Origin of the sequence: Vibrio sp. 10N.222.46.A1 (assembly GCF_041473595.1) — a bacterium.
GTDB classification, from domain to species: domain Bacteria; phylum Pseudomonadota; class Gammaproteobacteria; order Enterobacterales; family Vibrionaceae; genus Vibrio; species Vibrio tasmaniensis_A.
Genome location: NZ_JBFRSN010000765.1, coordinates 1 through 10,791, shown reverse-complemented (window position 1 = coordinate 10,791; position 10,791 = coordinate 1). Strand labels below are relative to the sequence as shown.

Below are 10,791 nucleotides of genomic sequence, written 5' to 3'. Positions count from 1 at the left end.
GTGCCTCAAGAAGGCACAGCGTTATGGTTAGAGTGCATTGCTGCAATTAACAACGGAGAGTTGTCTGCACAAGCAACAACGATTCTATCATTCTTGTCGCAACCCGAGATCGCCGCTCAAAACGCAATGGATTCATGGTTTGCAACTCCAAGCTCAAAAGCAAAAGCCTTAACAACGCAAGAGTACCAAAATGATCCGGAGCTTTTCCCTAGCAAAGAGGTTTTAGAACGCAGCTATCTGTATCAGCAACTCGAACCCAATAGCATTCAAATTCGTAACCGCATTGTCGACAGTTTGAGATAATTAATGCCAGTATTAAAGAAGCTCTACTTTGTGCTCATTCCTACTTTATTGTTCGTATTTGCAATAGGCGGAATGGTTACTTACAACTTAGCCTCCAACCATGCGAAACACATGTACTTAGACGAGGTGCAATCCGACGTAAACACAGCGCTAGTGGCCGCTGAGTACGAGCAACTTGGTTTATCTTTGCTTGTAAAAGATATTGGTTCATCGCTACAGTTCTTGCGATATATTCAAAACCCTAGTGACTACACAACCTTGTCCCTGCTGGAAAAAAGAGTGCTTCGCGTCTTAAACCAAAGTCACGTTAATCAGTTTGGTCAACGTAACATCTATATCGTTGACCCTAAGTTCCAGTTAACGCTATCTACGTTACGAGCAGACCCTTTCGAAGGGTTAAAAATCCCCGATAACATCTATGAAAAAATCTTCGATATCTATACCTCGTTAATCAATAAAAACGAGCTGTCTCATAAAGGCTTCTCATATATCTCTGTGAGTGGTGAACTTAGATACGCTTACGTTATTGCAATCGACCCTTACTTGCTCCCACAAGACAAACGCGCAAACGACAGCTTAAATCGATACATACTGATTGCAGATGGTCCATTAAAACAACTATCCAACTTACTAATAAAATACAACGATGATGACAATATGCAGCTTCTGATTGAGCCATCATCGAATACTGCACACATAGAGAATACGCAGTTTGTTATCAAATCGTTTGAACAAACCAAAGACAGAATCAAAGTTGAGATGAACAGCCGTCACTTCCTCGCTCAAGTTAATATTCGCGAAAAAAAATTCAATCAGGAAAAATCTATCATTGCTAAGCAGACCTTACTTGGCAGTTTGACGACACTATTCATTATTATGCTCATCGTACACATGGTGGTGCGCTACCAATTAGTACGTCCACTCAAAGAGCTACTACACGAGATATCGATTGGCGGACTTAAACTGAGGTATTTCAAACGTTCATCCGGGCACAGTGAAATTGATGGTTTGAAGAACGCTTACATTGATTCACTAACGGAATTGAAATTCGAAGCCGAATTCGATCAATTAACCAAATTAGCGAACCGACGCTCATTTATTCGACACCTCGATGTACGTATAAAAAGCTCAAGGAGCCCACACTGCTACTTGGTTTGCTGGGACATTATCGACTTTCGTAAAATCAATGATTTATACGGTGCAAAGGTGGGCGACAATGTACTCGTTAGTCTAGCCAAAACACTAAGAGAAACCCTGCAGAATCAACAATCCTCTTTCGGCTTTAGTTGCAGCGACTATTCAATCGCAAGGCTTGGAGGCAACCAATTCATTGCCATATTGGAAATGGGTGAACACCAATCAATAAACGAAGAAATTGAGAACATTAACAACACCCTAACGGGTACGACTTTCCTAGATTACTATGGGTTCAGGCTTTCAATTGCAACTGGTGTACTACCCGTCGATACTCCTAAGTTCGAGGAGATATGGCACCGATGTATTGATGAGATGTTGATTAATGCTAAGGATCACAGTGACGGAGATAGCCGGATTGTTTACGGCGAAGAACTACTTCATTCACTTGAAAGGCATGATGTTATCGAGAAAAGGCTATTAGAGTGCTGCGTGAGTGATAACTTTGAACTTCGCTTTATGCCTATTTTCAATGCTAAGACACTTCAGATTGACGGAGCAGAATGTCTGATTCGCTGCCCTGCTCTATTTGATATAAAGGCTGGGCCGGATGAGTTTATTCCAGCCGCTGAGAAAAGTAATTTAATATCCAAACTCGACATGTGGGTCATTAGTACCGCAATCAAAAGCTATAAAGAACTGTCGGAGATTCACCAATACAAAGGCACCTTGTCCATTAACATTTCGGCGATGGAGCTCTACAACCGTAACTTTGCCGATAATATTCGAAAGGTACTCGAACGTTATCAAGTTCCTCCGGGCAACATCATTATAGAAATTACCGAAACCAGTTACGTTAAAAGCAGCAAGCTTACCGTGCAGACCATTGAGAGCATCAGAAGCTTAGGTTTAAAAGTTTCCCTCGACGACTTCGGTACGGGTTACACGGCGTTTAACCAACTTCTTCACTACCCTGTCGATGAACTTAAAATAGATAAGAGCTTTATCGATAATATCGTCCACGACAAAGCTGACCGCAAGATGGTCGAGTCCATGGTTAACTTAGGGCACTCTTGTGACACCTTCGTTGTTGGCGAAGGTGTCGAATCTCTCGAACAGTATCATCACCTTCGAAAAGCCAACTGCGACCTAATACAGGGTTATTTTTTCAGCCAACCACTCACTTACATCGAGTTCATTGAATTTGTTCGCGACCACAATCCGCAAACTATTCTGGATCAGCAAGCCCTTTTAGAACCAGGTACTAACGAAAGGGTTGTGGCACTCAATCAGAAACAGTAGTCGTATTCCGAAAGCATGACTACTTAATAACCACGACCAAACCTTGTAGAAGCTTAGCCTTGCATCGAGGTCAACAGCTCCATCATGTCTTTAGAGCTTATGTTCTTCTTGTGCCTCACTACGGCGTCAATCATCAATTCTAAGTTACCTGCAGAGATGTAATCACTAAGCACATCGTTAAACTTGTCCTGAATTTCGTCACTCGCGTACAAATGATCAGGAATGAAGAATAAGAACTGGCTTCCACTGCTTCGGAATGAAATGGTGCTTTCAGGGATCTTGGTGGTCAAAGACTTAGCAGCCGAGCTCACCACAAGGTCCCCATATTCAAGGCCATATTTTTGATTAATCTCGGTAAGATTTCTGATTCGGACAAAATAGAGATCAAAGTTTTTGTCCTTCGAGTAGCTATTCTTAACAAATTTCATCAACGAAATTCGATTGCGAAATCCTGTAATAAAATCCGTAGAGTAGAGCTTTCTTTTAATAGAAAAATCCATATAAAAAATAATCCCAGTCAATAACAAGATGCCAACAAGAAAAACGCTACTGATCCGATGAACTGTCACTAAGTTATCAACCATAGAGGTGTTTTCTTCAATCACAGGGCTTTGTAATCGAAACTTGTCATTAATAAAATCGACGAGTGTGTGGTAGCAAATATCGACTTTTTTCTGCAGAGATTCCTTGGGCAACAACCCTTGACTGACCAGTTTAATTGAGGATTCCAAGCTCTTAAATTTATCAAATTCCGCACTAAAATAAGGTTTAAAGTTTGCTGACTTGATGAAATTGGAGGACTCAGTACTGTTAATTAATATGTCAAAACGGCTCCACGTAATATCGTACGCTAACCATAACTCATCATAATCAATAGTTTCAGAACGGCTTACCATCAAGAAATTGGCGTATTCTTTCACCAATTGAAAAACGAACCACGTTGCCTCATTTTGTCGGGTGGAAAAACTCTTATTGATATCGTTAATGCGGGTCACACTGTAGATATTAATGGTGAGTACCACTGCCGCTAAAGATAACACGACGACTTTAATTGCAGTCAATGACAACAGCTTTTTCATACTAAGTCCTTACAAATGAATATCGCGTATCTGCCAGATCATCTTGGCATGGAAGTCAGTGTTATCAATGTCTGGAGTCGAAGAAAGTGGATATATCAACCAGTACGGACCTTTTTCTCTGACTGACATAAATTGGCCATTTTGTTTAATCGCAATGATCGGCTGGTAGTCGTCAAAGTCTTCTTTGGGCACCGCTATTTTATAATCGTTTAGTGCAACAAAAGTTACCTGCGAGGCCATGGGTAAATCCATAGTTTCAAGCACCGTTTGTAAGGCCACACCACTATAAACCAATTCTCCATCCAGCCAAGGTAATGACGTGGTGATTTCTTTTTGAGGAAGCAATAACAGTTGTTCTCGACTGAATTGATGCTTTTGCCCTAAGTGATCGAATATTGTCAGTTCCGATGCTGCAAAAATAGAAAATGAACACAGTGAAAGGATAAACAGAAGTGCAGCTCTCATTTTAAACTCCATTTTAAAAGGTCACTAATTTGAGTCTAGTTCATATTAGTCATTTGACTTGCTTAGACATTGCCTATTTTCTCAATGATGCAGTTCGAACCTTTCTCAAATAATGTTTCATTCCTGTAACCAGGTGCGAACAACACCTTCTCCTTGTCTAAATAAGACTTTAATTAGCGTTCATACAAGTAATCCCTGCGTTTTAAAGGCAATGAGTAATCCAATCTTGCCACTGAATACGTACTGACTAACAAAATTGACAATAAATATGAGTCAGTAAGTAGCGAGAACGCTTATGCATGCATAACCTTTACACCAAGGTGAGTGTTTTCTGAGGGTCATCAAGCACTCGCTCTTTTCTTCAATAAGGGAATACGTAATGAGATTAAATAAGCAAAAGTTTAACCCCATAACCGCACTTTCCATTCTGCTAATGACGGCTGTCATGAATCCAGTTTACGCAGAATCCAACGACGAGCAGTTCGAGTTAGGAAAACAAAAAGCCAAGGTGTGTATGACCTGTCATGGCGTTGATGGTATCTCAACACAAGACCCTTACCCGAACCTTCGCGGTCAAAAGGTGGGATATCTCATTTCCTCGTTAAAAGACTATCAGACAAGGGAAAGAACCAGTGGTTTGGCAATTCTCATGCAGCAACAAGCCGACACACTTTCAGACCAAGACATCCGCGACATTTCCTATTTCTATTCGATGCTCGGCAACGATTCAAACTCACTCAACGAATCAAATTCAGTCAGCGAATAAAAGCTTTAGGCAAGGAGCCTTGTTATGGAACAAGTGACACCGCAATACAACATTAAGGTCGTTAAGTACTTCATCATCGCGTCTTTAGTGTGGGCAATCGTAGGTATGATCATCGGGGTGATTCTCGCCGCGCAATTGTATTGGCCAGTCTTAAACTTCGATTCTCAATATTTCCAGTTTGGTCGACTGCGCCCGCTACATACATCTGGGGTGATTTACGGGTTCGTCGTGAACATCTTGATGGGGACATCTTTGTACATTGCCCAGCGAACAGGCCATTGTGAGTTGTTCAATAAAAGCCTTTCATGGATGGTATTTTGGGGATGGCAATTTATTCTATTGCTTGCGATCATTTCCTTACCCGCAGGCCACACCAGCTCAAAAGAGTATGCGGAGCTTGAGTGGCCAATCGACTTGATGATTGTGTTGGTTTGGGTGCTGTATGCGGTGTTGTTCTTTGGCACCCTTGCTAAACGAAAGGTCAGCCATATCTTCGTGGCTAACTGGTTCTTTGCTGCTTTCATCATCGTCGTTGCAATGATTTTCATCGTGAACAACCTCGCGATGCCTGTGTTGGCGATGAAGTCCTACTCTGTGTTTGCAGGCGCTCAAGATGCGATTGTTCAATGGTGGTGGGGACATAATGCCGTCGGCTTCTTGCTGACCGCTGGTGTGATTGGTATGAATTACTATTTCATACCCAAAGCAGCGGACCGACCTATCTACTCGTACCGCTTGTCTGTGATCCATTTCTGGGGGTTGGTCGGCTTTTACACCTGGGCCGGAACGCACCACTTAGTCTACTCTTCCGTTCCCATCTGGATTCAGAACATCGGAATCGTGATGTCATTGATCCTGTGGCTCCCTTCTTGGGCCGGTGCGTTTAATAGCGCAATGACCCTCCTACAAAACAAAGAAAAGCTGAAGTCCGACTACATTCTTTTATTCTTTTTCTCAGCGATTCTTTACTACTGCTTGGCAACATTCGAAGGTCCGCTACTCGCTATTCGCTGGTTCAACATGGTGGCACACAACACCGAATGGATCATCGGGCACGTACATTCCGCGGCTCTCGGATGGGTTGGAATGTCAGGGATAGCGGTTTTTTACTATTTCATTCCACGCTTATGGGGCCAAACCGAACTATGGTCACGACGACTGATTAAATGGCACTTTTGGCTCGCTCATGCTGGCGTCGCCATCTATGCGATAGCACTTTGGATCGCAGGCATCGGCGAGGGATATATGTGGCTCGCTCAAAATGAAAATGGCGAACTGATTTACAGTTTTGTAGAGGCTATGGACTTTAAAGCACCTTGGCTATTCATGCGTTTCTTTGGTGGCGCGCTGTTTGTACTTGGATTGTTCTTATTGGCTTTCAACTTGTACAAAACCGTTCGTATGCCAGTAGTACATAACGCTAAACACTCCGTTAATGAGGGGGCTTAAATGATGAGTAAAGACTTTACACATTCAATCGTCATTTTAATTTTGACCACTGTTGTCGTGGCCTCCTTCTCTCTGTTGGTCTGGGTAGTGCCAAGCATTGTCCGTGGCGATGATATTGCCAAAGGCAGCTTAGCGATGCCACTCACACCGATAGAGTTAGCAGGACGAGACATCTACATCAGTGAAGGCTGTCATGTGTGCCATACACAAATGGTTCGCCCTCTAGAGCCTGAAGTGAAACGTAATGGTCGTCCCAACAAAGAAGCAGACGACATCTACGAATTTCCTAACTTGTGGGGTTCTAAGCGCACGGGTCCGGACCTCACTAATTTAGGGAGAAAGTATTCTGACCAGTGGCATGCTATTCACTTAATTGACCCTCGAAAAGTCGTACCGACATCGATCATGCCCGCCTACCCTTGGTTATTTGAACAGACTCTGTCAGGCGACGACATAAGCGACAAAATGGAAACCCTCCGCATACTTGGCGTTCCTTATACTGACCAAGAAATAGGTGACGCCAGATTACAAGTAAGAGGAAAAACCAAAGGTGAAGCTCTGATCCGCTATCTACAAAGCCTTGGTAAAGATACGTCACAGGAGGTATCACAATGAGTGCATTTTGGAATCTATGGGCGGTAATTTTAACCTTAATCTTCTTCGTTCTTATGGTGTCTGTTGTCGTTAAATATTGGCGTAGCAATCACCAAGCCGATCAAGACCACACCCTTGGCACTTTTGATGGGATTGAAGAAAAAGATGCGCCACCGCCAAAACTACTCTTTGTTAGCTATGCTATTGCCTTTCTATTGTCTGCTGGCTATTTGGTGCTCTACCCCGGGCTTGGTGAATGGGAAGGGTTAGTCGATTGGAAGCAAAGTGACGACAAACTCAGCTCACCCAGCACAACGTTAAACGAGCAATTCTCTCAAACAACGGAAACCACCCTCGAAGGATTGTCTGGCATACCCGAAATAGTAAACAGCGGACAAATCTTGTTCCAAACTCACTGCGCGGCTTGTCACCGCGACAACGCTCAAGGTCAGAAACACTTCCCTAACCTTATTGACCAAGAATGGCTATATGGTGGTAGTGATGAAGCGATCATTCATTCGATCGCCAAAGGGCGAAATGGCGCGATGCCGGGTTGGAGCGAGATAATGCGCCCCGATGAAGTGGCTAAGGTTTCTTACTACTTAGCTTCGCTCAATCAACGCCATACCGATGTTCCAGAGGTGAAAGTCAAAGTCGGCAAAGAGCTGTTTGCAAAATACTGTTCATCTTGTCACGCCGATGGTTCTATCGCGAATCCGGCGATCGGCGTCCCTGATCTTTCCGACGATATTTGGCTGCATGGCGGCAGTATTGAAGAAATTCAGCACACTATCAACAAAGGCTTGAACAACCTGATGCCTGCGTTTGATAAACAGCTTACGGAAAACGAGATACTCGCACTGGGTGCTTACATTCGACATGCGGGCTCAGAGCAGCAGCAAAGACTCGCGAACCTAGAAGCTCAGTCTGTTGAACGTGGTGAATACCTCGCTTATGCCGGTGACTGTGTCGCGTGTCATAGTGCCGAAGGTGGCGAACCTTTTGCTGGCGGCCTGCCGTTTGTGACCCCTTTCGGCACCGTATATTCAACCAATATTACACCCCATACAACGGAAGGTATTGGTACTTACGATTTTGATAATTTCCGAGCCGCGTTAGTTGCAGGCAAAGGTAAGAATGGTTACCTGTACCCTGCAATGCCTTACACCTCTTATCAATACCTCACCGACCAAGACATGCTCGACTTGTGGGAATACATGCAGTCAATCACCGCGGTGCCTCGCCGCAATGACGACAACAGCATGATGTTTCCCTCGAATATACGTCTAGGTCTGCTCGGGTGGAACATTGTGTTCATGGATACCGACCCGATTGACTATCAAGTGCCTGAAGAACTTAAATCGGAAGTCGAAAACGTTGAGAAATGGCAACAAGGGAAATATTGGGTTGCTGGTCTTGGACACTGCTCTGAGTGCCATACCCCTCGAAACATTGCTCAAGCTCTGATACCCGAACGTATTTTCCAAGGTAACTTGATTGACGGTTGGAATGCGCCCGATATCACGGCCAACGAGCTGTATGTCGATGGTTGGGATGAAGCGACACTGACCGATTTCTTACACACGGGTCACTCAGACAAAGGGACTGCTTTTGCGGGCATGGCAGACGTAGTAAAAAACAGCCTAAGCTTGATGACGCGTGAAGATATCGAGTCGATGTCCTATTACCTACTCAGTGGTGACATCAACAACACCATCAGCAGTGACGCCGTTCCGTTGCAGCCCAAAGGGTTTGATGAAGACTCTTACGCGACTGACATTTACACCACTTATCGCCAGACATGTGGAGCCTGTCATGGTGACGATGGTAAGGGACGTGACCCTATCGCCCCTACTCTGTTGAATAACGGCATCATCATGCACAGCGATCCATTCAACACCATCGCAGTAACCGTGCGTGGCCTACAACCCACCTATCTCGACAAAGACAGAAACTTCATGCCAATGGCAAGCTTTGAAGATGTGCTGTCGGATCAAAGGTTGGCTGAGTTGATCACTTTCGTGCGATTGCACCTTGGAGATAGAGAGGAACCAGTAACGGCAGAGCACGTTCGAGAGGTAAGAGAAACTCTTGAAGCTGCAGGTTACGCTGGAGGGTTACACACCACACCTGAAATGTACGAAAGTCGAGATAAGAACATTAACATTCGCTAGGTTCTGTACGTATTCAATTTACTCGGTAAGCAGCAACAATACGTTACTTCTATCACAGCTTAATCAATTAAAAGGAGACCAGCGTGTCTCCTTTTCTTTGTTATCAAGCTGACACTCTCAACGATTGAGACGACAACATAATCACATCCTGCCAATTACACAGCTATAACCAACTGATTACACAATTAAGCAGAGCTGCACACAATGCGATCAATCTCGCAGAACAAATACAGTACCAGGTGCATAATACGCAAAATTTTATAAAGGTGCAGCAGAGGACAGATATGGATACAACTACACTCATCTACGATACATTGGAAGGTCTGTCGAGCGCAAAGCCACAGCAACACGCTCAAATCCGCCAAAATCTATATAACCAATTAGATTTATCATTTGAGAAGCAGTTGGCTTTGTATTCATCAGTTCTTGGTCCAGCAAGTGCTGGTAGATTGACCGATTTGGATAGCGCAGTGATGTCTGCACGCAAGATTGTTGGCTTAGAAAACAGCTAAACAATCTTCAACCGCTCTCAACTTTAACGCTGCCACTGTGCAGCGTTTTTTATGGATGCCATTTACGATAAGTACCGTTGGTTACGATAAATGCAGTTAGTTAAGATAAGTTCAATAAGGTCTGTTTTTCAAGTTACACGCATTCTCATTTGGTTAATCTTATGTTCCATTTTTAACAGGTGTGCAACCTCCACAATGGCGCTAATGTTAGTAGCACGTTAACCACACATCGGATTGAAGAATCATGAGAGTACTTATTGAATATACACAAACAGGCAAATACCGAGATCATGCGTGGGAAGCACTAACTATTCGTTCCAAGGGCGAAGTTCAAGCTGTGACTCCCTCTTATGCGGCTCAACTTATCGAACAGGACCGCGCCAGCTTATCGACTACTGAAAATCAAGATATCGTCATCCAACCATAATGAGTTTAGGAACTATCCCTCCCGGTTCTTAAACTCTCTGTTTTACTCGCTCTAGTAATCAATACGATACTGAGTAAAACAGAGTTTGATGACATAAAAAAAACGCTGCACGGATGCAGCGTTTTCTTGTTTCTAGCGTATCTTGTCTCTAACGTAGATAACCTACGCAGAGAGTTTGACTATTTTGGCAGGTTCTCTAACGCTTCGACCATCGTCATTAATTTATCTACAATTCGTTCACCATCGACTCTCAAGCCATTGTGTTCATACTCGTTAGTGATCCACGCTTTTGAGTTTGGAATGTTCGCTAGCGTTTCACGGCTGTAATCCAGCTCTACATACATGTCATCCGCGTAAACTGCGCATGCCATTGGAACCGTATTCTTACTCAGCTGCTCTGCGTTGTACAAAGTGCCCCAGTCCGAGTTCTCGGCCAACATGTTTGCCGCTTCGCGTAATGGTTTCAACGTTTCTAGTTGGTCGAACATCCATGGGTACACCATTTCTCCGGTAAACCAGAACTCGCAACCCGATTGGTAGTTAAAGTGTGGGTACTGCTCGCGTACTCGGTGTGCAGACCAGTTAG

At 43.8% G+C, this 10,791-nt stretch carries 9 protein-coding genes and 2 pseudogenes; 8 read left to right on the top strand and 3 right to left on the bottom strand.

Annotated features, from left to right (window positions below; genetic code table 11):
- Both AB4496_RS19815 and AB4496_RS19810 read left to right on the top strand, forming a co-directional pair.
- Nucleotides 1–303: pseudogene (locus AB4496_RS19815) on the top strand (spermidine/putrescine ABC transporter substrate-binding protein); the annotation flags it as partial.
- Nucleotides 304–306: 3 nt separating this feature from the next.
- Nucleotides 307–2,739, top strand: a complete 2,433-nt coding sequence (locus AB4496_RS19810; RefSeq protein ID WP_102257624.1) for a bifunctional diguanylate cyclase/phosphodiesterase — start codon at nt 307–309, stop codon at nt 2,737–2,739.
- 53 nt (nt 2,740–2,792) lie between these two features.
- Here AB4496_RS19810 and AB4496_RS19805 read toward each other — a convergent pair whose 3' ends face one another.
- Together AB4496_RS19805 and AB4496_RS19800 are read right to left on the bottom strand one after the other, a co-directional pair.
- Entirely contained in the window at nt 2,793–3,818 is a 1,026-nt protein-coding gene (locus AB4496_RS19805; protein ID WP_004730440.1) for a diguanylate cyclase domain-containing protein, read from the bottom strand.
- Between the two features lie 9 nt (nt 3,819–3,827).
- Nucleotides 3,828–4,295: a hypothetical protein gene (locus tag AB4496_RS19800; RefSeq protein WP_012600765.1), complete on the bottom strand. Its 468-nt coding sequence runs from the start codon at nt 4,293–4,295 to the stop codon at nt 3,828–3,830.
- A gap of 367 nt (nt 4,296–4,662) precedes the next feature.
- Between AB4496_RS19800 and AB4496_RS19795 the strand changes: the two genes are divergently transcribed.
- From AB4496_RS19795 to AB4496_RS19770, 6 genes are all read left to right on the top strand, one after another.
- Nucleotides 4,663–5,049, top strand: a complete 387-nt coding sequence (locus tag AB4496_RS19795; RefSeq protein ID WP_009844944.1) for a cytochrome c — start codon at nt 4,663–4,665, stop codon at nt 5,047–5,049.
- A gap of 24 nt (nt 5,050–5,073) precedes the next feature.
- Nucleotides 5,074–6,498 (top strand): cytochrome-c oxidase, cbb3-type subunit I, encoded by a 1,425-nt coding sequence (ccoN, locus tag AB4496_RS19790; RefSeq protein WP_009844943.1) that lies wholly within the window; start codon nt 5,074–5,076, stop codon nt 6,496–6,498.
- Nucleotides 6,499–7,113 (top strand): cbb3-type cytochrome c oxidase subunit II, encoded by a 615-nt coding sequence (locus tag AB4496_RS19785; RefSeq protein ID WP_009844942.1) that lies wholly within the window; start codon nt 6,499–6,501, stop codon nt 7,111–7,113. It abuts the gene before it with no gap.
- Nucleotides 7,110–9,266, top strand: coding sequence for a c-type cytochrome (locus AB4496_RS19780; RefSeq protein ID WP_102257623.1), 2,157 nt, complete (start codon nt 7,110–7,112; stop codon nt 9,264–9,266). Before AB4496_RS19785 ends, AB4496_RS19780 begins: the two co-directional genes overlap by 4 nt.
- A 284-nt stretch (nt 9,267–9,550) precedes the next feature.
- The gene (locus tag AB4496_RS19775; RefSeq protein WP_004730426.1) at nt 9,551–9,778 is read left to right on the top strand and encodes a PAS factor family protein; all 228 of its coding nucleotides are present in this window, start codon (nt 9,551–9,553) and stop codon (nt 9,776–9,778) included.
- Between the two features lie 244 nt (nt 9,779–10,022).
- A complete protein-coding gene (locus AB4496_RS19770; protein WP_102257622.1) occupies nt 10,023–10,205 on the top strand; it encodes a hypothetical protein in 183 nt (60 codons plus the stop codon).
- Nucleotides 10,206–10,384: 179 nt separating this feature from the next.
- Here AB4496_RS19770 and AB4496_RS19765 read toward each other — a convergent pair.
- Nucleotides 10,385–10,791: pseudogene (locus AB4496_RS19765) on the bottom strand (alpha/beta hydrolase); the annotation flags it as partial.

Bases quoted from the DNA above. Each gene is read 5' to 3' on its own strand.
- AB4496_RS19810 (WP_102257624.1), top strand. From the start codon at position 307: ATGCCAGTATTAAAGAAGCTCTACTTTGTGCTCATTCCTACTTTATTG.
- AB4496_RS19805 (WP_004730440.1), bottom strand. From the start codon at position 3,818: ATGAAAAAGCTGTTGTCATTGACTGCAATTAAAGTCGTCGTGTTATCT.
- AB4496_RS19800 (WP_012600765.1), bottom strand. From the start codon at position 4,295: ATGGAGTTTAAAATGAGAGCTGCACTTCTGTTTATCCTTTCACTGTGT.
- AB4496_RS19795 (WP_009844944.1), top strand. From the start codon at position 4,663: ATGAGATTAAATAAGCAAAAGTTTAACCCCATAACCGCACTTTCCATT.
- ccoN (WP_009844943.1), top strand. From the start codon at position 5,074: ATGGAACAAGTGACACCGCAATACAACATTAAGGTCGTTAAGTACTTC.
- AB4496_RS19785 (WP_009844942.1), top strand. From the start codon at position 6,499: ATGATGAGTAAAGACTTTACACATTCAATCGTCATTTTAATTTTGACC.
- AB4496_RS19780 (WP_102257623.1), top strand. From the start codon at position 7,110: ATGAGTGCATTTTGGAATCTATGGGCGGTAATTTTAACCTTAATCTTC.
- AB4496_RS19775 (WP_004730426.1), top strand. From the start codon at position 9,551: ATGGATACAACTACACTCATCTACGATACATTGGAAGGTCTGTCGAGC.
- AB4496_RS19770 (WP_102257622.1), top strand. From the start codon at position 10,023: ATGAGAGTACTTATTGAATATACACAAACAGGCAAATACCGAGATCAT.